The following is a 22,787-nucleotide window of genomic DNA, read 5'->3' as shown; positions in this document are numbered from 1 at the left end:
TCGCCTGCGACAAGAGCGAGGGATAACCGCTGTTTACCCCAGGCGGTCAATGCAATACGACATTGCCATGCGGACGACTCGGACGCTTGCGGGCGTTCGTCGCTCAGAGAGAACGCCGGGAGACGGAATGAGCAATTCTAGCGGCGATGCGGATGCCCTGATCCACATCCTCTATATCGACGACGACGAGGAGCTTGCCCTGCTGATGCAGAAGAACCTGCTCCGGCGCGGCTTTTCGGTGGAGTGGGCTGAGAATGGCGCTGCCGGCCTTGCGAGACTCGGCGAAGGCGGTATCGATGCCGTCGTGCTCGATCATGTCCTGGCTGACGAGACCGGCCTCGACATTTTGCCCTGCATTACGGCGATGCCGGATCATCCGCCGGTCATCTATGCGACGGGTTCGGACGATACCAGCATCGCGGTTGCGGCGCTGAAGGCCGGCGCCGATGACTACATGCTCAAGGAGATCTCAGCCGATTATTTCGACCTGCTGGCCGCTGCCCTCGAACAGGCGCTGGAGCGGGCGCGTTTTCGCCGCGAAACGGCGCAGGCGCAGGAGGTGATCCGACAGCAGCGCGACCTTGCCGAGATGCTGCTTACCGAAGTCAACCACCGGATCGCCAACAGCCTCGGCCTGGTCGGCGCGCTGATCCGCATGCAGTCTTCGATGACCAAGGACCAGGTGGCGATCGATGCGCTGCATGAAACGCAGATGCGCATCAACGCCATCGCCAGCGTGCACCGCCGGCTCTACACCAACCGGCAGGTCGGCTCGGTGCAGGTCGACGAATATCTGAACAGCCTGCTCACCGAACTCGAAGCCTCGATGCGCGACGACAAGCGGCCACACCGCATCGTGCTCACTGCTGAGCCGGTCAACCTGGCGACCGACAAGGTGATCACGCTCGGGCTGATCGTCAGCGAGCTTGTCACCAATGCCTTCAAATATGCCTATCCGGATAGCGTGCCGGGCGAGATCCGCGTCCTCGTCGACCAAACGGACGAGACATTGCGCGTCATCGTCGAGGATGACGGCGCCGGTTTCGACCCGTCGAGCCCGGCCAGAGGAACCGGCCTCGGCACGCGCATTCTGACGACCATGGCCGCGAGTTTGAAATCGGATTTCGCTTATGATCCCGGGCATGACGGCACCAAGGCGACATTGGTGTTTTCGTTGCATGAGGGGAAGTAGTGTTTGTGCAGCCTAAAGGCTTGCCGGCCGATCTTTTCTTGAAAGGTTGCGCGCCCCTGAAGCAGCGCCCGAGCTCCAGAGCGCGATGATCTGTTTACGGTCGACCCGCAGCGGGCAGGGGAAGAAGTCTGCCCCGCAGCAGCCAGATCGTGCCGGACACGATCTTCCGGTCGGATAGCCGTAAGCTATGCTATATCCGACACCTGTTGCCAAAGCCTGCTTTCTTTCGCTGCGCTCGGACGGCCTGTGCGGGACGTGACTCCTATCCATGCCTCTGCGCAACGATCGCTTTCAAAGCATACAGATATTACGTGATGCTACAGGCGCCGCTGCGACCCAGCTGCTAGTATTCCGGCTCCGAAGCCTCCTCCTGGGCGATTGCTGGATGCGTGAATGGCAAAGCGTAGCGTGGCTCTTTTTCTTCTTCTAACGAGTTGCGGGCATCCGGGCGGCGTGATGACACCCGTTTCAATTTCATCGACGCCGCCAACATCAAGGGTCGACATGCTGGTTGCGACCACGCGCGAGCCTTCCGGAAGCCCGGCCACACTCTTCAACGGCGAGCGCAGTTCCAAGCCACATCTGACCCAGATCTCCATTTCAATCCCGGCAAAGCGTGAAGCCGGCACGGTTCAGTGGCCTAAACGCCTTCCCCCCGATCCCGCCACCGACTTTGCCGTGACGAACGTTCAGCAGATCGACACCGTCGCGCAAGGCCGCGTCTGGTTCCGACAGCACGTGAACGGCGGGCATGCACTCGTCTTCATTCATGGCTTCAACAACACCTATGAGGATTCCGTCTTCCGGCTGGCGCAGATCGTGCACGACAGCAAGATGCAGGCGACGCCCGTCCTGTTCACCTGGCCGTCACGAGCGGAAATCACTGCCTATCAGTACGACAAGGAAAGTACGAACTATTCGCGCACGGCGCTGGAGCAGGCGCTTCGCACGCTGGCGGCCGATCCCAACGTCAAGGACATCACCGTCATGGCCCACTCTATGGGGACCTGGCTTGCCATGGAATCCCTGCGGCAGATGGGGATACGCGACGGTCACGTCAATTCGAAAATCCACAATGTCATCCTGGCCTCGCCCGACATCGACATTCAGGTCTTCGCCAAACAATATGTGGAGATGGGCGAACCGCGCCCGAAATTCACGATCTTCGTCTCCCAGGATGACAAGGCTCTTGCAGTCTCCAGCTTTCTCACCGGAAGTGTATCCCGTCTCGGTGCGATCAACCCTGCTGAAGAGCCCTACCGCTCGAAACTGGAAAAGGCCGGCATCACCGCCATCGATCTGACGAAGGTGAAGACCAACGACAAGCTCAATCACGGCAAATTTGCGGAAAGTCCCGAGATTGTCCAACTCATCGGCCAGCGCCTTATGACCGGCCAGACGCTTACCGATTCCAAGGTCACGCTGGGCCAGGGCATTACAGCTGTCGTCGGCGGCACGGTGGCAAATATCGGCACTGTAGCGGCCACCGCCGTCGCGGCGCCGGTTGCGATCATCGAGCAGCCCGTCACGTGGAGGAGGCCGCCACGATCCGCCAACGAGACGCTCGACGGCGACCTGAAACAACAGACGCTGACGCAATGAGGAGTCTCAGGTTGAAATGGCTGCTTTCCTTCACCGCCGCCTTTTTCTTCGCATTGAGCGCTTTGGCGCAAACGCCGCCGGTAAGCCCTCAGCAGAAGATCGACGAACTCGTGCGCCTGCTGCAGGATCCCGAGGTGAAAGTCTGGCTCGATAGCCGCAAGCAGGAGAGCGGATCCGCGCCATCCGTTTCACCGGCCGGCCATTCGGCCTTGGCTAGGTGGGAGGCCGGCGTGCGGGGGCGTGTGAACGCGATTCTGGCGGCGATCCCGGCGATTCCGGCAGAGGTGACGGCGGCGGCAACGAGAGCAAGGCGCGAAGCTGCCGACAGAGGCTATGCGCCGGTATTCGTCATATTCGGCGGTCTGGTCGCCATTGGTCTCGCCGCCGAGGCGGTGTATCGCAGGTTTGCCGCACGTCGTGAGGCATTGTTTGGCCGGCTTATCCCAGTCGGCATATTCGCCGGCGCGATGGGCATTGTCTTTTTCGCAGTCGAATGGCCGCCGCTCGCGCGAGTGACGCTCCTTGCCTATCTCTCGGCTTTCATCCTGTTTCGATTGGCGGCTGCACTCCTGTCCGCGGTAGCGATGGGCTCGTCGCTGCGGATGAGGCTATTGATCTTGTTCGGGCTCATCAGCTTTGCGAGCGCGACAGCAGCCGTCGGCGAGCCGCTCGGCGTTTCCCCTGAAGCCAGCGACGCAATCAGCTACTGCTTCTCCGTGATTGGGCTGCTTTTTGCCATCGAGTCCGTGTGGTCGATCTGGGAAGGAAGCCGCGCCTGGAAGGCGGCGCTAACGGCTTTCCTCGTCGTCCTGTGGCTCGTCTGGTGCCTCAATATGAAGGGCCTGTTCTGGATCGGCATCTACGCGCTGATATTGCCGGCGGTCCTGAATGCCGTCGGCCGCATGGCGCTGTCCTTCACCAGCGATCCCGGCAGCCTGCGCGGTATCCTGGTCGCCCGCGGTGCGCGCGCCGCAGTTATCGCGCTCGCCGTGGGATGGCTGGCGCTTGTCTGGCGTCTCAATCCAGACACGCTGGGTCGGCGCGACCCGATGATCGCGGCTCTGTTTTACGGCGGCCTGAAGAGCGTCCTGATCCTCGTGGTCGCCGACCTTCTTTGGCAAGTGGCGCGGGGCTGGATCGATCGAACGCTGCGTGTATCGACCAGCACGACATCGCTTGCGCCGGCCGACGCAGCCCGACGCGCGCGGTTTCGGACACTTCTCCCGATCCTTCGCAATGCATTGGCCGTTGCTGTCGCGGTCATGGCGGGGCTGATCGTGCTGGCCCAATTGGGTGTGCAGATCGGACCGCTGATCGCCGGAGCGGGCATCTTCGGGGTCGCCATCGGTTTCGGCTCGCAGACTTTGGTCAAAGACGTGATCAACGGTGTCTTTTACATGCTCGACGACGCCTTCCGTGTGGGTGAATACATCCAGGCCAAGGACTACAAGGGGACGGTGGAGAGCTTCAGCCTGCGCTCGGTGCGTTTGCGCCATCATCGCGGCCCGGTGTTCACGGTGCCGTTCAGCGAATTGGGTGCCGTCGAGAACATGAGCCGGGACTGGGTGATCGACAAGTTCAGGATCACCGTCGGATTCGATACCGACATAGACAAGGCGCGCAAGCTGACCAAGAAGGTCGGAGCCGATCTGATGGAAGATCCGGAACTCGGCCAGCACTTCATCGAGCCGCTGAAAATGAAGGGCGTCGAGCAGTTCGGCGACTACGGCATCGTGTTGAGCTTCGCCATGACCACGGTTCCGGGCATGCAGACTTATATCCGTCGCAAAGCCTATGCCAAGATTCGCGAGTTGTTCCTGGCCAACGGCATCGCATTCGCGCAGCCAACGGTGCAAGTCGGAGGCGACGACAAGGGTGGCGGCGCGGCGGCCGCTCAAGCGATCCTTGCGCAGCAGGCGGCAAAATCGGCGACGCCGGCGAAGTGACCTCGCCGGCCACGGCAGATGAAAGGATACTCCAACACGTTCAATCGTCGCATTGTGCTTTCCGAAAATCGATTCCGATTTTCGGGCCGATGCGCTAAGGTTTCAGATCATAGGCCTGCTGAGACGCACGAAGCTCCACCAGCGTCTTGCCGACGCAGCTGCCGCCGCCGGCGCCGCCGATCGCCTTTGCCTGTCCATCGAGCGTGATCGTGCCGGCGATCCGATCGGATGCGACATAGGTCGCCACGCCGTCTTGCGAGACACGCGATATGTAAAAGGCATGGTAGGTTTCGTTGTACTTGCAATGGATGACCAACGGAAACTGAGAGAAGGGATCATCCTCGGCATGGACGGCGTGCAGTGGAAAAGCTGCGACCAGAGTCGGCGCGGCGACCAGGCCTGCAAGAACTCTTCTGGCCAATGCGATCGATTTTCGGCGGGACGCATGTGTCATGGTTCAATCCTCTATCGTAGCCTGCAGCGCCGCGCGTATCGTCAGATTCGCAAAGGCCGCTGTCACACTCTGCATTGCTAAATCGTCAAGGCGACGAGCGCATCGCGATCGAGAAGCCGTACAATCCGTTGTGATTTGCCGGCAAGACGAAGGATGCGTTTCTCCCGGAGCTTCGTAAAAGAGCGGGCAACCGTTTCGACCGTCAGCCCGAGATAGTCGGCAATATCGCTGCGAGACATCATCATATCGAATTCCGGATCCTCGGGATGGCGGTCGGCCATCTCCTGAACGAAGGCTGCAAGGCGCTTCAAGGCGCTTTGCTCGCTGATGATGAGTTGTTTGCATTGCGCCTTTTCCAGGTTCGTCAGGGCAATGTGCAAAAGATCGATGGGGACGACCGCGTCCTGATTGGTGCGAAACGGCCTTACGCGCGTTTCGCAAATGGCCTCTGCAAAATCGGTCCGGACATTCCCGTTTTCGAGCCCGAACCACTCGCCCTTGCCGCAGAAGGATAGGATATGCCGCTGGCCGCTCGACGTCAGGCGGTAAATTCGCACGGCGCCTGCTTCGACCTGGTAGATGGCAAGGGCATATTCGCCTTCGCTGTAGATCGTTTCGTCGGCGCTGAGTTTGATCGACTGATCTTTGGCCGTCGCGGAAACCGCTCCATGGTGGTGGGCGGGAACCGTTGTGTATTTTCCGATCGCGTGACCCTGGAACATGTGCGTGGTCCCCCATCCGCGTCCAGCATAAGCAATCGCTGCGTGCCTCGGTATTCGAGATACCCCTTACGTATTGCTACGGAAGCACGCGACCGCCGATGGGTGTATAATGCTTCCACCCCTTGAGAGTGATACGGCGGTATCGCGGGAGGTCTAGATGGCACCGGAAGAGGGAGGGGGCAGCCAGGCACGTCAAGACACCGAAAGCGTTCGCGCGCAGCTTGATCGTATACTCGCAAGCCCGGAATTTCTTGCGCCTGAACGCGGGCGCCGCTTCCTGCAATATATTGTGGAAGAAACGCTTGAAGGCCACGCCGGACAGCTCGAGGCTTTTACGATTGCACAGGCCGTGTTCGGTCGCGATGCCTCCTTCGATGCACAGAACGATCCGGTTGTCCGTATCGAAGCGGGGCGGATCCGTCGCGCCCTTGAACGATACTATCTCGTCTGCGGAAGCAGCGACCCGATACAAATCACCATTCCCAAAGGGGGCTATGCTCCACATTTTTCAAGCGATGAAGACACCTCGAACGTCGAGGCCGCCGATGCGCCAAATCGGGAGAACAGGCACCGCCATCCCGGGCATGAGCGATCGATGCGATATCGCGATCTTCTCCTGCCGATCGGCATTCCCGCGCTCTTCGGCGCAATGGCGGTACTCGCCCTCATCCGCCCGCTCGAATCCTACCTGTCGCCGCCGAAAACGCCGCCGGCTGCCGTCTCGACGTTGAAAAGCAAAACCAGGATTGTTGTCGAACCCTTCGCAGCCCTCGGCGGTACTGCGCGCGGCGCGGATTTTGCCAAGGGGCTGGCCGATCAGCTGATCGCCAAGCTCATGAAAGTGGACAACCTCGTCGTGCTTGCTCCCGATCGATCCGGGATGGAGACGACCGGCTCGCTGTTCAATCTGCAGGGAAGCATCCTTGTCGAGGGCACAGTCCTGCATCTGCATGTCCGCCTGATCAACGGCGCCGACGGCGCGGTCGTCTGGGCAAATCAATATGATCGCGAGTTGCGCGATCAAACCATTCTCGATGTCGAGGACGAAATTGCCGCTCAAATCGTTATGGAAATTTCAAGCAACCAGAAACTGAGTGGCGCAGACCCGATTCCATAGCCCCCTAGCAAGCGACCGCCTTCCCATCGCCGGCGGGACCGTCCACCCGGATCGTTCGTGCCATTATCCTCCCGATGGCAGGTCAACGGCCACCCCTGCGGCGCGCAGGCCGGCAAAGAACCTTTCCTGATCCGCCGGGCGTTGCAAGCGCAGCGAAACCTCCTGGCGGATGTTCGTCATCAATGCCGGTGCGTGGGACTGGAGCCAATCCTGCTCCAACTTGGCCTCCTCCATCTTCCCCGCGGCTCCGAGAATGGACAACAAGGCAAGGCGGCGCATGGGGTTGCCGTCGAGATCCGATATTCGCGACCATTGTTCTGCCGCTTCGATATCGCCTCTCATAAATGCGCACATCGCCATACCCGCCTCGTAATAGCCACTGGGGCCGGCATTTTTGTCAAGCGCGATCGATATCAACTCGCAACCCGATTGCCATTTGCCCGACATCGCCAATCGCAAGCCGTACTCGCCCGCAACTTCGACATCGTTGGGATCTGCGCCATAGGCCGCCGTCCCGGCCGCCAGCGCCTTGTCGATATCTCCACGGAAGAAGTTCACCAGCATAACGGCGCGAAGCACGCGGGGATTATCCGGCGCCAGCGATTCCGCCCGCTGCGCCGAAGCCGTTGCCAATTCGAGGGGCTTGGCCGAAGATGGTGTGCCGAGCCTGTAGCGAAATCTGATTTCGTCAAGATAGACCAGGGACAAGAGCGCCCATGACGTCGCATTATCGGGGGTGCGCCGGATAGCCTGTTGCAGGCACTCGCGCACCGCGCCATGGCTTTGCGAAGTCATCGCCTGGAGATAGCTATAGTAGGCCGGGATACAGGCACGGGCATCCTGGTCTGCCTTCTGCGCCGCCTGCGCGATCATGGCTGTTTCGGCCTGAAAGATGGCGCCGTCGGGCTGCGCTATCGCACTGGCGATTTGCCGGGCAACATTTGTTTGAATCCAGAGCTTGTTCTGAGCGCGAAGATCGGCATCGAAATTATTGGCCCAGATGACGGCCCCGTCTGCCCGACGCACCAGCCTGGCAACGGAGCGCAACCGGCTTCCATCCGTCTGGACGTTGCCCTGAAGCGCGTAGTCGGCAGCAGCGGCATGATCACCCGGCGGCGGATCGGCGACCACGACGATGTCTTCGAGCTGGGCAAGCTGGCCGATAACATCGTCTCTCAGGCCGCGGGCGATATCCGAATTGGAATCGACGGAGTTGCTCTCTGCAAAAACCTCGACAGCTACCGTCGGCGGGGAGGTATGTTTATGCGTCGGCAATGGTCTGATCGGGGCACTTCCCGCCACAAGAAATGCCGATGCAAGGGCGAGAAGAAGAAGAATGGCCAGCAGACCGGTTCCGAGACCACGAGCAATCGGCGGCGGACGGCGCGCCTCATGAGGTGAATGATCTTGATCAGCAAATTCTCCGATCCGCGGATTTTCCGGGTCTTTTTCGGGCCGAGCCGGCATTGGCGCGTCGCGGGTGTATTCGAAATGCGGCACGTATCCGCCTTTCGGCACCGTAATAATGACGTCATCCGCCTGGCCTGCGACGAGATAATAACGTTCCAGGGCCTTTCGTATTCGACCCGCCTCGATCCTGACGACCGGATCATTCTGCGGGTCGAATGACGCTTCCCGACCAAAAACCATATTTGCAATGGTAAATGCCTTCAGGAAACCTGATCGACCAGCGAGCGTCTCGCTGACAACAAATTCCAAAAAATTTCGCCCGCGCTTCGGCGCGTGAAATTCTTCACTTGCGAGAATTCGCTCGACTTGCCGGCAGATTTCCTCAGCCGTCGGTCCAAGACTGCTGAATACATCGATCTTTGTTGCGTTTCTCATGATCGCCCCTACGACAAGATCACGCAATTATATAAGCGTTTTCTAAAGCATCATATCTGAGGAGCGTCCAGTTGCAAGCACCGCTTTTCGAATTATCGCGCGCAGGCTGGCCAGGTGTTGGCCGGTGAGATCCGTCCGGTTTCGGTCGACTGCTCGACCGCGTCGATGGCGATGGCCATGCGCATGAGCTCTGCAAGATTGCGAGCTCCCATCTTGGCCATGACATTGGCGCGGTGGACCTCCACCGTGCGCGAGCTGATGCCGAGATGATAGGCGATCATCTTGTTCTGCAGACCGTCGAGCACGCCGATCAGAACCTGATGTTCGCGGTCCGTGAGTTGACGAACCCGTGCCGCGACGCTTTCGGAACCGGCGATTGCGCTGCCTGGCCGCCTTTGTCCCATTGCCAGATTGATCGCCGCGATCAGTGCTTCCTCCCTGAGAGGCTTTTCGAGGAAATCCGACGCTCCCGCCTTCATCGCCTGAACGGCTGCAGCGATATCGCCCTGGCCGGTAATGACGATCGCCGGAACGTCCACGCCGAACCGGCGCAGACGCTGGAGCAATTCGATGCCGTCGACATCAGGCATGCGCAGATCCGTCACAAGGCAGTTTCGGCCCGAAAGCGGCAGAATATCCAGAAATGCTTTTGCGCAACTATGTGCTCGCACGGCAAACCCTGCCGATACCAGCAAGAATGTCAAAGATCGTCTCAATACCTCCTCGTCATCGACGAGATGGATCGTAAGGTCGTTCGCCATCGATTTCTGTCTCCACCAGCGGAAGCGAGAACGAGAAGACTGAACCATTCTCTGTACTTCTACGCGCGCTTATTCGGCCTCCATGCGCCTCGACAATGCGCTTGGACAATGCCAAGCCCATGCCAAGGCCATGCGGCTTGCCGGTCACGAAAGGACGAAACAACGACTCTTCCATTTCGGCTGCAATCCCGCAGCCATTGTCGGACACGTCGACAATGACATACGAGGAATTGTCTTTTGTCCGGATCGTAATCAAGGGCTGCTCGACACACTCGGTCGCCTCCAAGGCGTTGCGAACGAGGTTCGTGAGCACTTGCACGATCTGAACGCGGTTTCCAAGGATGGTGTTCTTCACTGCTTCGAGCCGAAAGTCGGTGTGAAGGTCTTTTCGCCGCGACCCAATGAGTGCGAGCCTTGTCGCCCTATGGATCAGTTCGTGCATCGCCTCCGGTTTCCTCTCTGAAGCGCCACGCTCGACGAATTCTCTCACGTTCTGGACGATACTTCCTGCCCAGAGCGCCTGCTGCGTAATTTCCAGCAGTGCTTCGTGAAGCTCTTCACCGCGCCGGCGACGCTTGCCCATGACAAGGCGCCCGCACCCCTCTGAATAGGCCGCGATAGACGACAGCGGCTGGGAAAGCTCATGGGCAAGAGTGGACGCCATCTCCCCCAGCTCAGTCATTCTTGCAAGCCGGGCAATCTCTTGCTGCAGCTCCTGAACTTGCTGCAAGGTCTGGCGTTCGGTTCGAAAGTCCTCAAAAATCGCCGCAGTGAAGACGCCTTTTTCATCATCCTTCCTGATAATGGTAAGTGCGGTCGGAAATTGAACTCCGCTCTTGGTGATCGCCAGACCGGCACGCACCGCCCCGTGGTCTGCCCAACGCCCATTCAATCGAACATTCGGCGTCGGATGCCAGACGAGGCCGATCTTTCGGCCCATCAATTCGCGCTCTTCATAACCGAACATGGCAACCGCAGCCTTGTTGCAGCCGGAAATTCTATGGCGGCCATCGATAAAAAACACGGCGTCCGGCATGTGTTCGTGGAGTTGCCGGATACAGTCCATCCGTAGCCCGTCGTTTCCTTCGCGCAAGGCGCGCACCGGCTCGTGAGACACCACCTGCGACGTCCCGGATCGGACTTGTCCTGCGACGACTGCGACGGTGGAACTGGCTTCGGCGACGACGCGCGGCGGCGCCATCTTGATGGACATGATGGTCTCCTCCGTCCATTGAGAAGTCTTGGCCCATGGACCGTCTTTTCCTCCAGAATGAGGTCACAATACCACCGTTGGGCGGGTAATCCGTGTAGTATCGCGTAGCCTCTATTGGTCTTGCTCCGCGAACCTTCGGCGCAAACCCATAGCGCGTCGTCCGACTTCGTCGCCATTGATCCGGCTCAATGCCTCCGTCTCATTGTTCCACTATGGTGACAAACAGCGGGCAAGTGGCCGGGCCGCCCGTGGGCGGGCGAGCCGCAAGGAACATCGGCGATCGAGCGATGGCCAAAGCTCGTCGGATCTATTTCCGCAGACAAGACCCACACTTGCCGGCTGATCGCCGGTCAGGCCAAAACTTGCCGGTTGGATGATTGGTGTGCCGGAATGACAACCTCGTGTCCGGTTGACCCGGTGGATCGTCGGGAGGGTTTGGTAATGTGGCGATTGCCAGTCGAAGCTCCATTCGAACAGGATATAGAGCTCGCCGTCATCGACGACGAAGGCGTCCATGCCCTGGTTTTCCCCTGCCAGCGTCTCCCCGACGGCTGGATCAATGCGGTGACCGGCGACGCGCTCGACATTCATCCCACCCATTGGCGCCTATGGCAAATCCATCGCTGCGATGTTCCGGGTCTTCAATGACCTCCCACCCCAAAGCGGCGGAAGGATCGCAACATACTGTGCCGTGGATTGTCTGCGATCAATGACACGACCGATCGGGCCGAAATAGTCTGCTTTTCGAAGGACGGCCGACGCGGCCGCGATCTGGAAAGCCGGAAGGAGGACCACATGCGTGGTTTCGGGGTTCACTCGGAGGTCGGGAAATTGAGAACCGTCATGGTTTGCAGACCGTCGTTGGCTCATCAGCGACTGACACCTGCTAACTGCCATGATCTGCTTTTTGACGATGTCCTATGGGTACATGAGGCTCAGAAAGATCATTTTGATTTTGTGCTGAAGATGCAGGAACGGGGCGTTGAAGTTCTCGAGCTCCACGACTTGCTTGGCCAGGCGCTTGCCAACAAACAGGCGCGCGATTTCGTGTTGGACCGGCGCATTACTCCGAATGTGCTCGGCTCGCAGATCGCCGAGGCGATGCGGCCGTGGCTTGACGAAATGCCGCCCACGCAGCTTGCCGCATTCATGATCGGCGGCATCGCAATCTCCGACCTGCCTGAGGTCAAGGCAAAGTCGCTGATGCTCAGCGCCTTGCCGGAGACGGATTTCGTCATCCCGCCGATTCCGAACACCCTGTTCCAGCGCGACCCGTCTTGCTGGATCTACGGCGGCGTGACCTGCAACCCGATGTTCTGGCCGGCAAGACGCGCCGAAACGCTGATCCAGCGTGCGATCTACAAGTTTCATCCGATCTTCCTCGGCGGTGATTTCCAGATCTGGTGGGGCGATTCAGACAATCAGTTCGCCAACGCCTCGATGGAGGGAGGCGACGTCATGCCGATCGGCAACGGCACCGTCCTGATCGGCATGGGCGAGCGTACGACCTATCAGGCCGTCGGTCAGGTGGCGCAGGCGCTGTTCAGGAGCAAGGCCGCGAAGAGGGTGATCGGCTGCCTGATGCCGAAGAGCCGTGCGGCAATGCACCTGGATACCGTTTTCAGCTTTTGCGATCGCGATGTCGTCACGCTGTTTGCCGAGGTCGTCGACCAGGTCCGCTGCTACAGCATGTATCCGAAAGACGACGACGGCACGTTCGAGATTCATCCTGAAACTCGACCAATGCTCGATGTCGTCAGCGAGGCGCTCGACTTGCCGCGATTGCGCACCGTCGAAACCGGCGGCAATTCCTACCAGGCCGAGCGCGAACAATGGGATGACGGCAACAATGTCGTCGCGCTCGAGCCCGGCGTCGTCGTCGCCTACGACCGCAACACCTACACGAATACGCTTCTGCGGAAGGCTGGGATCGAGGTCGTCACCATTCGCGGCGCCGAACTCGGCCGTGGCCGCGGTGGCGGGCACTGCATGACATGTCCCATCTGGCGCGACCCTGCTTACTGACGTTTCCATCCACGAAACAGGCTGACGGAGCAAGACCATGAGCTTCAATCTGCGCAATCGATCGCTTCTGACCGTGCAGGACTATACACCGCGGGAATTCCGTTACCTCCTTGATCTCGCCCGCGATCTGAAGCGGGCCAAATATGCCCGCACCGAGCAGGAACACCTGAAAGGCAAGGAGATCTGCCTGATTTTCGAGAAAACCTCGACGCGAACGAGGTGCGCCTTCGAAGTCGCCTGCTCGGATCAGGGCGCCAACGTCACCTATCTCGATCCGTCCGGCTCGCAGATCGGGCATAAGGAATCCTTCAAGGATACGGCGCGAGTGCTCGGCCGCATGTATGATGCCATCGAATATCGCGGCTCGGCGCAGAAGGGCGTTGAGACGCTGGCACGTTATGCCGGGGTGCCGGTCTATAACGGCCTGACGGACGAATATCATCCGACGCAGATGATTGCCGACGTCATGACCATGCGCGAACATAGCGACAAACCGGTCGCCCAGATCAAATATGCCTATGTCGGCGACACCCGCTCGAACATGGGGCATTCGCTGTTGATCGTCGGCTGCCTGCTCGGCATGGACGTGCGTATCTGCGGCCCGAGATCGCTGTGGCCTTCGGAAGAATATATGAAGATCGCCAGGGATCTTCAGCAGGCCTCGGGCGCTCGCCTGCTGGTCACCGAAGATCCGAAGGAGGCGGTCAAAGACGTCGATTTCATCCATACGGACGTCTGGGTTTCGATGGGCGAGCCGAAGGAGGTCTGGCGCGAACGCATCAAGCTGCTCACGCCCTATCAGGTCAATCAGGAACTGATGAAGGCGACCGGCAATCCGCAGACCAAGTTCATGCATTGCCTGCCGGCATTCCACGACACCGAAACCACGCTCGGCAAACAGATCGCCGAAGATTACGGCATGGACAACGGACTTGAAGTCACCAACGACGTCTTCGAGTCCGAGGCCAATGTCGCCTTCGAGCAGGCGGAGAACCGTCTGCACACGATCAAGGCCCTGCTTGTCGCGACCCTGGGAGATTGACATGCGTGTGGTGATTGCGCTTGGCGGCAATGCGCTTCTGCGGCGTGGGGAAGCCATGACCGCCGATACCCAGAGACGGAATGCGCGCGTCGCGGCTGAGGCGATCGCGCCATTGGCGGCCGAACATGAGATCGTCGTCACCCACGGCAACGGGCCGCAGGTGGGGCTGCTTGCGCTGCAGGGGGCGGCCTACAAACCCGAGGAAGCCTATCCGCTCGATGTTCTCGGCGCCGAGACCGAGGGCATGATCGGTTACATGCTGGAACAGGAACTCGGCAATCTCTTGCCGTTCGAGCAACCTTTGGCCACGCTGCTGACCATGGTGGAGGTCGATGCCGCCGACCCGGGCTTCCAGAACCCCACGAAGTTCGTCGGCCCGGTCTATGAGAAAGCCGAGGCTGACCGGATCGCCAAGGAAAAGGGCTGGGTTTTCAAGCAGGATGGCGAAAAATGGCGGCGTGTCGTCGCCTCGCCGGCGCCCAAACGCATCTTTGAGATCCGCCCGGTCCGATGGCTGCTGGAACAGCGCACCATCGTCATCTGTGCGGGCGGCGGCGGCATTCCGACAATGTACGAAAAGGGCCACGACCGGAAGCTGATCGGTGTCGAAGCGGTGATCGACAAGGATCTGTGCTCGGAGCTGCTGGCGCGCGAGCTCCAAGCCGATCTCCTGATCATGGCGACGGATGCCGAGGCCGTCTACACCGATTGGGGCAAGCCATCCCAGAAGGCGATCCATCAGGCCCGTCCCGACGATTTCAAGCAGTTTTCCTTCCCGGCCGGGTCGATGGGCCCGAAGATCGATGCCGCCTGCCATTTTGCGCGGGCCGGTGGCAAGACCGCGGCCATCGGATCGCTTGCCGACATTGCGGGAATGGTGCGCGGCGAACGCGGAACGATCATCAATGAAAATTTTGCCGGCCTGAGCTGGCACAGCTGACCGCCCGATCTTTCAAGCAAACTTATCCTGAGAGGGCAGGGGGCGCGGTATCGCGCCCCCTGCTGCCGTCTCCTTGTCTGTGGCGCCAGTCGCATTTCGTTTTTGCCAGACATAGACCGGGATGCCGAGCATCAACAGCACGAGGCCGTATAGCACCGGTTCGGCGCCGGAACCGTAGAGGGTGAAGATTGCAAAGACGAAGGCGATGATCTCGATTGCGCTCACCCGTGGCATTCGCCCATGGGCGGCACCAGCAACGAGGCTTCGGGCAAGCGAGCAGAAGGCATAGGGAATGACGGCGGCCATGGTGCTCAGACCGACCATGAGCCGGTAGGCCGCCGCGAAACCTTCGGAGCCGATCGCCTGGACAAGCACCAAAAGCGTTGCGAACGAGGCTGAGATGATCATGCCCCATGCCGGCACGCCGCGCGCGGAGAGCCGCGCAAAAAGCGGCGGAAACAGCCCGTCCCGGGCAGCAGCCATCGGGACCTGCCCCATCAGCAGGGTCCAGCCGTTGAGAGCGCCGATCGAGGAGAGCAGCACGGCAATCGAGATCGCCAGCTCGCCGGGCCGTCCCCACATGATCCCCGCGGCCTGGGAGAATGGCGCAACCGAGCGAACGAGCTGTTCGCGCGGCAGGAGGCCCATCACGACAATGGTGCCCAGGACATAGAGGGCGGCGGCGATCGAGATCCCAAGCACGGTCGAACGGGGGATGGTCCGCTCGGCATTCTCGACATCGCCTGCAGGCACGGTCGCCGATTCCAGCCCTAGATAGGCGAACATCGTCAGCGGCGCCAGCGTTGCGACCGACTGCAGCAGCGATTGTCCGCTCGGATTGAATTCGGAGAAATGCGAGGTGTCGATGAAGAGAAGGCCGATGATGGCGACGGCGCCGAAGGGAAGCAGCTTGGCATAGGTGGTGACCTGCGCGAAGACACCCGCCGCATGGACGCCGCGAAGATTGACGAGCACGATCGCCCATATCACGCCAAGCGTCAGCACGGTCGCGGCGAAGCGGTTGCCGAGAGCAGGGAAGAGATCGACCATGACGCCGGCAAAGGCAATGGCGATGACCGGCAGCGACGTCCAGATGGAAATCCAGTAGCCCCAGGCAATCAGGAAGCCGGCGAAATCGCCATAGGCGAGCCTCGTATATGCATAGGGGCCGCCGACAGCGGGCACAAGGCGCGCCAGGCGCGCAAAGGTGAGGCCGAGGCAGATCGCGCCGGCGCCCATGACGATCCAGACGATAATCGCAAGGTTGCCATAGGGCGCGACTGCGGCCGGCGAAAGATAAAAGCCCGACCCCACCATGTTTCCCACCACGATGGCGGTGCAGGCAGCAAGTCCGAGGCTCTTGCCATTTGGCGACGTTGTCATGGTCCCCTCCCGATAAACATCCTTTCCGACGCCGATATCGCCTCGGACATCTGTTCCCGGACGCAATCTTCCTCCCAAAGAACAGATGCCGCAATCCGGTTCAATGCGTAGTGGGCGACGGTCTGAAAGCATCAGAAAATATGCGGGCCATCGGCAATGTACCTGCTTGAACAGCATTGATCGTACTCAATGCTTGGCGTCGGTGCATGAGCTATCTTCGACACCGAACGTCATTTAGTTCTCGGGAGTAAGAGCGATGAAGATGGCCATGATCATTGGACTTGCCGTATTCACTGCCGCCGCCGGAATTGCTCCGGTCGAGGCCCAGCAGAATCGACGCGAATATAGGAGAATGAACTGGAGCGAAAATCTGCCCGAGGCGGTGAGAACCTATCACGACAGACGATTCACGATCGTTAGCTACAGGATGGCGGATTTTTCGGAGACAGGCTCACACCCTAAGCAGGGAAGTGAAGAACATGTCAAAGCCATCAGAGACGCAATTCGCGCGAACAAATGGCTTGCGGCCCAGCTCAAGGCCAAGAAGCTTACCGCGAACGACATCGAATGGGTCTCGCGGGCACGCAACGGCAATATGACCTTCTATACAAAATGAGCGGCATTTGTGCCGGGTAAATTTCAGGCTGGGGCAGCCGCGCGGCCTTCCCTGCGCGCCCACCGCATGATTGGCTGGTTGCCATGGCGCGGCTGCGGCCGGCAATGGAAAAAGGGGGCCCACTCCGTCTCACACCTCGTCTCACCTTCACGACCAGCATAAAACGATTGGAACGAAAGGTGTCGGAGGCGGGGACAATGATGTTAGGCGAGCAGGGATTTCTCAGGATCTCGATCGCGGCGACGGTTGTGGTCGCTACGCTCGGCGTGGTTTTCGGCATCCTTTCCGGATCGTTCTCCATCGCCTTCGACGGCGTTTATTCGCTGGCCGATGCGGCGATGACCGGGCTTGCGCTCTGGGTTTCCAGCCTCATCATACAATCGACCCAGAGCGACGCGCAGTCGGGCAGAATCCGAAACCGCTTTACCATGGGCTTCTGGCATCTGGAGCCCATCGTGCTGATGCTCAATGGCTGCCTGCTGATGACGGTCGCCGTGTATGCACTGATCAGCGCGATCATCAGCATCCTGAACGGCGGCCACGAACTGCAATTCGGCATGGCGGTCGCCTATTCTGCGGCGACCCTGCTTGTCTGCGCCGCCATGGCTTTCCTTGGCATCAGGCTGAATGCCGGCATCAAATCCGATTTCATCTCGCTCGACATCAAGGCGTGGATCATGTCCGGCGGCATCGCGTTAGCGCTGCTGATTGCATTTCTGATCGGCATGGCTGTGCAGGCGACGCCCGTCGCATGGGTCGCCAGCTATATGGATCCCGCGGTTCTGGCGCTGGTCTGCCTGGTCATGATCCCGCTTCCGATCGGCACTGTCCGGAAGGCGTTGAGCGAGATCCTGCTGATCGCCCCTGTCGATCTCCAGGAGCATGTCGACCGCGTCGCCTCGGAAACGGTTCGCCGCCTCGGCTTCCTTTCGCACCGCGCCTATGTCGCCCGGGTCGGCCGCGCAATGCAGATCGAACTCTACTTCATCGTACCGGAAGGGCTTCCGGCAAAGACGGTAGAGGAATGGGACGCACTCCGCGACGAGATAGGGGCCTCGATCGGAGACGAGAGCGCCAATCGCTGGCTGACGATCGCCTTCACGGCCGACGCGGAATGGGCGGAATAGGCGGAACAGGCGACGTCAGCGTTCCCATCGATATCGAAATCCTTTGCCTCAGGTTGATTGCAATCAACGACGGTGCATCACCCGTCATGTACGATCCCTCCAGCTGAGATACGCGTCGCTGCAGAGCGGCCACGGCCTTTGACCCTCGGTTTCCGGAGGAACGCATGGAATTCCAGATGGCATTTCCGATAGCCGTTATCGACGAAGACTTTGATGGCAAGAGCGCCGCAGGACGCGGCATGCGCGATCTGGCGGCCGCAATCGAAAAGGAAGGCTTCCGGATCGTCTCCGGCGTTTCCTACGAGGATGCGCGGCGCCTCGTGCATATCTTCAACACCGAATCCTGCTGGCTGGTATCCGTCGACGGGAGCGAGGACAAGACCACGCGCTGGCAGCTGTTGGGAGAGGTATTGGCCGCCAAGCGGCAGAGGAACGACCGCCTGCCGATTTTCCTCTTCGGCGACGAAACGACCGCGGAAGACGTCCCGGCCGGGGTGCTTCGCCACGCCAACGCCTTCTTCCGGCTGTTCGAGGATACGGCGGAATTCATGGCGCGCGCCATAGCGCAGGCTGCGCGCAACTATCTCGACCGGCTGCCGCCGCCGATGTTCAAGGCGCTGATGGACTACACCCTCGAGGGCGCCTATTCCTGGCATACGCCCGGCCATGGGGGTGGTGTCGCTTTCCGCAAGAGCCCCGTCGGCCAGCTCTTCTATACTTTCTTCGGTGAAAACACGCTGCGATCCGATATCTCCGTATCGGTCGGCAGCGTTGGTTCGCTGCTGGATCACGTCGGGCCGATCGCCGAGGGCGAGCGCAATGCCGCACGCATCTTCGGCACCGACGAGACCCTATTTGTGGTCGGCGGCACGTCGACGGCAAACAAGATCGTATGGCATGGCATGGTGGGGCGCGGCGATCTGGTGCTGTGCGACCGCAACTGCCATAAGTCGATCCTGCACTCGCTGATCATGACGGGCGCAACTCCCATCTATCTCACGCCGTCGCGCAACGGGCTCGGCATCATCGGCCCGATCTCGAAGGATCAGTTCACCCCGGAATCGATTGGTCGCAAGATTGCCGCAAGCCCCTTTGCCGGGCAGACGAGCGGCAAGGTCCGGTTGATGGTTATCACCAACTCGACCTATGACGGGCTGTGCTACAATGTCGATGCGATCAAGGCATCGCTCGGCGACGCAGTCGAAGTGCTGCATTTCGACGAGGCCTGGTACGCCTATGCCAATTTCCACGAATTCTACGATGGCTTCCACGGGATTTCGTCTACGAAGCCGGCGCGTTCGAAAACCGCCATCACTTTTGCCACGCAATCGACGCACAAGCTTCTGGCCGCGTTCTCGCAGGCCTCGATGATCCACATCCAGCATGCCGAGACCACGCGGCTCGACGTCACCCGCTTCAACGAAGCCTTCATGATGCACACCTCCACCTCGCCGCAATACGGCATCATCGCCTCCTGCGATGTCGCCGCAGCGATGATGGAGCAACCGGCGGGACGCGCGCTCGTCCAGGAGATGATCGACGAGGCGATCAGCTTCCGCCGGGCGATGAACACGATGAGGCAACAGACGGAAGGCAGCTGGTGGTTTGACGTCTGGGAGCCGACGGTCGCCGAGCAGACGCCGACCGATATCCATGCCGACTGGGTTCTGAAGCCGGATGATGCCTGGCATGGGTTTACCGGCCTTGCCGAAAACCACGTCATGGTCGACCCGATCAAAGTCACTATTCTGTCGCCGGGCCTGTCGGCAAGCGGAGCGATGGACGAGCATGGGATACCGGCGGCCGTCATCACGAAGTTCCTGTCCTCCCGACGCATAGAAATCGAAAAGACCGGCCTCTATTCCTTCCTGGTGCTTTTCTCGATGGGCATCACGCGCGGCAAGTGGAGCACGCTCGTCACCGAGCTCCTGAATTTCAAGGATCTCTATGACGCCAATGCGCCATTGACCCGCGCGCTGCCGGCACTCGCCGCCTCCCATCCGGAAGCCTATGGCGGCATGGGGCTCAAAGACCTCTGCGAACAGATCCATGCGATCTACCGCAAGGACGATGTGCCGAAGGCGCAGCGCGAGATGTACACCGTCTTGCCCGAAATGGCGTTGCGTCCCGCCGACGCCTATGACCGGCTGGTCAAGGGGCGGATCGAGAGCGTCGAGATCGACAATCTCATGAACCGCATCCTCGCCGTGATGATCGTACCCTATCCGCCGGGTATCCCGCTGATCATGCCGGGCGAGCGGATCACCCAGTCGACGAAATCCATTCAGGACTATCTGCTTTACGCCCGTGATTTCGACCGGAAGTTCCCCGGTTTCGAGACGGATATCCACGGCCTTCGATTCTTGCCCGGTGACGGCGGTCGCCGCTATCTTGTCGATTGCATTGCAGAGGAGGGGCAGGAATGATCCCGCGCGATGTGAAGTCTCCGACGGTCGCCATACCGTTTCACAAGATGCTGAAGATCGTGGCCGTCATCGACCGCGACAATTCTCAGGCCCAGGAACTGGTGGCGCAGATCACCGCCCAGGGCTTCCAGGTGGAGCTGCGGCACGACTATTCCGCTGATGTATCTGAGGATGCTGACGTCGGCGCCTATATCGGCTCGGTCGAGGGCGGCAAGCTGCCGGCGGCACGTAACTTTCTCCGCTCGGTCAGGGATATCGGTTTTCGCACGCCGATCTGGGCAATGGCGGATACGCTGACGATTGCGGATATGGATGTCGTCGAGATGGCCGGCGAGGTGGATGGCTTCGTCTATCTCGGCCAGCAGACGCCGACCTTCTATGCCAAGCAGATCGTTTCCAGCGCGGTCAATTACGGCAAGTCGCTGCTGCCGCCGTTTTTCGGCGGCATGATGGCCTATGACGGCGAGGCCAATATCGCCTTCGATTGCCCTGGACATCAGGGCGGCCAGTTCTATCGAAAATCACCGGCCGGCCAGCTCTTCTTCAAATATTTCGGCGAGAGCATTTTCCGCAACGATCTCTGCAATGCGGACGTCGATCTCGGCGACCTCCTGATCCATGAAGGCCCCGCCGTCGAAGCACAGAAGCAGGCTGCGCGCATCTTCGGCGCGGACCGCACCTACTTCATCCTGAACGGAACAAGCACCTCCAACAAGGTGGTCGCCAACGCGGTGCTGCGCAGCGGCGATCTCGTGCTCTTCGACCGCAACAATCACAAATCCCTGCATCAGGGCGCGCTGGTTCAGGCGGGCGCCATCCCGATCTATCTGCCGACCGCCCGCAATTCCTTCGGCATGATCGGCGCGGTCGACTGGGCGGCCTGGGACGAGAGCTGGCTGCGGCAAAAGATCGAGGAACATCCGCTTGTCACCGACAAGAGCCGCGCGCAGGCGGAGAGGCCTTTCCGCCTAGCCTGCATCCAGCTCGCGACTTATGACGGCACGATTTACAATGTCCGGCAGGTCATGGAGAAGATCGGTCATCTCTGCGACTACGTGCTCTGGGACGAGGCCTGGATCGGCTACAACGCCTTTCATCCGCTCTTCGAGGGCCACAGCCCGATGCGCCTGAAAGACCTGCGGGCGGACATGCCTGGCCTGTTCTCCACCCAATCCGTGCACAAGCAGGGCGCCGGCTTCTCGCAGGCATCGCAGATCCACAAGCGGGACGAACATATCAGCGGCCAGCGCCGGTTCGTCGAACACAAGCGTTTCAACGAATCGCTGCTGATGCATGTTTCGACCTCTCCCTTCTATCCGCTCTTCGCCTCGCTTGACGTCAACGCCAAGGTGCATGAGGGCAAGGCGGGCGAGATGCTCTGGGACCGCTGCATCGAACTGGGGATCGAGGTGCGCAAGAAGCTGCGCGGTTTCGTCGAGCACTACGAGTCCAAAGCCGCAGGCACGGAAGAGCAATGGTTCTTCGATCCCTTCGTGCCGGACAAGGTCACCATTTCGGGCTCAAAACATACCACCGACCTCGAAGCCGTACGGTGGGAAGATGTGTCCACGGATGTGCTCAAGCGCGAGCAGCAATGCTGGCGTTTCGATCCACAGGCAAAGTGGCACGGTTATGCCGGATATGCGCCTGATTACACGATGGTCGATCCGAACAAGCTTACGCTGCTGACGCCCGGCATCGACCGCAAGACCGGTGAATATCGCGAGTTCGGCATTCCGGCGACCGTCGTCGCCAACTATCTGCGCGAGCAGCGGGTCGTCGCCGAAAAATGCGACCTCAACAGCCTGCTTTTCCTGCTCACTCCAGCCGAAGACGAGAGCAAGCTGAACACGCTCGTCGCCAAACTCGTCAAGTTCAAGAATCTCTGGGATCGCGACGCGCCGCTGCAGGAGGTGCTGCCGACCGTCTTTGCGGCCAATCGCGAGCGCTATGCCGGCTATACGGTCCGCCAGGTCTGCCGCGAAATGCATACCTTTTATCGCGATGCCGGCGTCAAGGAATTGCAGCGTCTCTGCTTCCGCTCGGAGAGCTTCCCGGAGCCGGCCATCGCTCCGAAGCAGGCCTATGAAGCGCTGGTCGCCAACAATGTCGACTATGTGTCGTTGACGGAAGCCGCCGGCCGCATTTCGGCAACGCTGGCGCTGATCTATCCGCCCGGCATCGGCGTGATCGTGCCGGGAGAGCGCTGGGACGACCGCGCTCGACCCATGCGCGACTATTTCCTCGCCTTCGAGGAATCCTTCAACCGGTTTCCGGGTTTCAACTACGAGGTCCAGGGCGTGTTCCAGGAGCGGGTCGAGGGGCGGATCAAATTCCACACATATGTCGTTCGCGAGTAGGGGCAGGAGGATTTCA

At 60.2% G+C, this 22,787-nt stretch carries 18 protein-coding genes; 12 read left to right on the top strand and 6 right to left on the bottom strand.

What is annotated here, in order from left to right; all coding sequences use genetic code 11:
* Positions 1–127 precede the first annotated feature (127 nt).
* From FHT79_RS05260 to FHT79_RS05250, 3 genes are all read left to right on the top strand, one after another.
* Positions 128–1,192: a histidine kinase dimerization/phosphoacceptor domain -containing protein gene (locus FHT79_RS05260; protein ID WP_183903027.1), complete on the top strand. Its 1,065-nt coding sequence runs from the start codon at positions 128–130 to the stop codon at positions 1,190–1,192.
* A 393-nt stretch (positions 1,193–1,585) separates the two neighbouring features.
* Positions 1,586–2,794 (top strand): alpha/beta hydrolase, encoded by a 1,209-nt coding sequence (locus FHT79_RS05255; RefSeq protein ID WP_183903026.1) that lies wholly within the window; start codon positions 1,586–1,588, stop codon positions 2,792–2,794.
* An 11-nt stretch (positions 2,795–2,805) separates the two neighbouring features.
* Positions 2,806–4,740: a mechanosensitive ion channel family protein gene (locus FHT79_RS05250; protein WP_183903025.1), complete on the top strand. Its 1,935-nt coding sequence runs from the start codon at positions 2,806–2,808 to the stop codon at positions 4,738–4,740.
* A 94-nt stretch (positions 4,741–4,834) separates the two neighbouring features.
* Here FHT79_RS05250 and FHT79_RS05245 read toward each other — a convergent pair whose 3' ends face one another.
* Positions 4,835–5,194 carry a hypothetical protein gene (locus tag FHT79_RS05245; RefSeq protein WP_047610366.1) on the bottom strand — a complete coding sequence of 120 codons (360 nt, stop codon included), beginning with the start codon at positions 5,192–5,194 and terminating at the stop codon, positions 4,835–4,837.
* A 77-nt stretch (positions 5,195–5,271) separates the two neighbouring features.
* Entirely contained in the window at positions 5,272–5,916 is a 645-nt protein-coding gene (locus tag FHT79_RS05240; protein ID WP_127430344.1) for a helix-turn-helix domain-containing protein, read from the bottom strand.
* 157 nt (positions 5,917–6,073) lie between these two features.
* Here FHT79_RS05240 and FHT79_RS05235 point away from each other — a divergent pair, with 157 nt between their 5' ends.
* A complete protein-coding gene (locus FHT79_RS05235; RefSeq protein ID WP_183903024.1) occupies positions 6,074–7,033 on the top strand; it encodes a hypothetical protein in 960 nt (319 codons plus the stop codon).
* 63 nt (positions 7,034–7,096) lie between these two features.
* Here the strand turns inward: FHT79_RS05235 and FHT79_RS05230 are convergent, their stop codons facing one another.
* From FHT79_RS05230 to FHT79_RS05220, 3 genes are all read right to left on the bottom strand, one after another.
* Positions 7,097–8,878: a hypothetical protein gene (locus tag FHT79_RS05230; protein WP_174824445.1), complete on the bottom strand. Its 1,782-nt coding sequence runs from the start codon at positions 8,876–8,878 to the stop codon at positions 7,097–7,099.
* Between the two features lie 92 nt (positions 8,879–8,970).
* On the bottom strand, positions 8,971–9,639 hold the full coding sequence (locus tag FHT79_RS05225; RefSeq protein WP_028757838.1) for a response regulator: 669 nt from the start codon (positions 9,637–9,639) through the stop codon (positions 8,971–8,973).
* The gene (locus FHT79_RS05220) at positions 9,605–10,852 is read right to left on the bottom strand and encodes an ATP-binding protein (protein ID WP_127430346.1); all 1,248 of its coding nucleotides are present in this window, start codon (positions 10,850–10,852) and stop codon (positions 9,605–9,607) included. Before FHT79_RS05220 ends, FHT79_RS05225 begins: the two co-directional genes overlap by 35 nt.
* Positions 10,853–11,293: 441 nt before the next feature.
* Between FHT79_RS05220 and FHT79_RS05215 the strand changes: the two genes are divergently transcribed.
* From FHT79_RS05215 to arcC, 4 genes are all read left to right on the top strand, one after another.
* Positions 11,294–11,500 carry a hypothetical protein gene (locus FHT79_RS05215; RefSeq protein ID WP_028755968.1) on the top strand — a complete coding sequence of 69 codons (207 nt, stop codon included), beginning with the start codon at positions 11,294–11,296 and terminating at the stop codon, positions 11,498–11,500.
* 147 nt (positions 11,501–11,647) lie between these two features.
* Positions 11,648–12,877 (top strand): arginine deiminase, encoded by a 1,230-nt coding sequence (gene arcA / locus FHT79_RS05210; protein WP_063475211.1) that lies wholly within the window; start codon positions 11,648–11,650, stop codon positions 12,875–12,877.
* A gap of 37 nt (positions 12,878–12,914) precedes the next feature.
* A complete protein-coding gene (locus FHT79_RS05205; RefSeq protein WP_028755964.1) occupies positions 12,915–13,919 on the top strand; it encodes an ornithine carbamoyltransferase in 1,005 nt (334 codons plus the stop codon).
* Between the two features lies 1 nt (position 13,920).
* Positions 13,921–14,859 (top strand): carbamate kinase, encoded by a 939-nt coding sequence (gene arcC / locus FHT79_RS05200; RefSeq protein WP_028757842.1) that lies wholly within the window; start codon positions 13,921–13,923, stop codon positions 14,857–14,859.
* Positions 14,860–14,871: 12 nt separating this feature from the next.
* Here the strand turns inward: arcC and FHT79_RS05195 are convergent, their stop codons facing one another.
* Positions 14,872–16,242 (bottom strand): amino acid permease, encoded by a 1,371-nt coding sequence (locus FHT79_RS05195; protein WP_028757843.1) that lies wholly within the window; start codon positions 16,240–16,242, stop codon positions 14,872–14,874.
* 256 nt (positions 16,243–16,498) lie between these two features.
* Here FHT79_RS05195 and FHT79_RS05190 point away from each other — a divergent pair, with 256 nt between their 5' ends.
* From FHT79_RS05190 to speC, 4 genes are all read left to right on the top strand, one after another.
* Positions 16,499–16,858, top strand: coding sequence for a hypothetical protein (locus FHT79_RS05190; protein WP_244604781.1), 360 nt, complete (start codon positions 16,499–16,501; stop codon positions 16,856–16,858).
* Between the two features lie 200 nt (positions 16,859–17,058).
* Positions 17,059–17,985, top strand: coding sequence for a cation transporter (locus tag FHT79_RS05185; RefSeq protein WP_028757844.1), 927 nt, complete (start codon positions 17,059–17,061; stop codon positions 17,983–17,985).
* Between the two features lie 164 nt (positions 17,986–18,149).
* A complete protein-coding gene (locus FHT79_RS05180; RefSeq protein ID WP_097594258.1) occupies positions 18,150–20,411 on the top strand; it encodes an Orn/Lys/Arg decarboxylase N-terminal domain-containing protein in 2,262 nt (753 codons plus the stop codon).
* Positions 20,408–22,771, top strand: coding sequence for an ornithine decarboxylase (speC, locus tag FHT79_RS05175; protein ID WP_028757846.1), 2,364 nt, complete (start codon positions 20,408–20,410; stop codon positions 22,769–22,771). The genes FHT79_RS05180 and speC overlap by 4 nt, the downstream gene beginning before the upstream one ends.
* The last annotated feature ends 16 nt before the right edge of the window (positions 22,772–22,787 follow it).

The sequence above is a fragment of the Rhizobium sp. BK212 genome (assembly GCF_014197475.1).
In the GTDB taxonomy this organism is placed as follows: Bacteria; Pseudomonadota; Alphaproteobacteria; order Rhizobiales; family Rhizobiaceae; genus Rhizobium; species Rhizobium anhuiense.
Note: the sequence above shows the minus strand (reverse complement) of the source record. Positions and strands in the feature narration are given on the sequence as shown.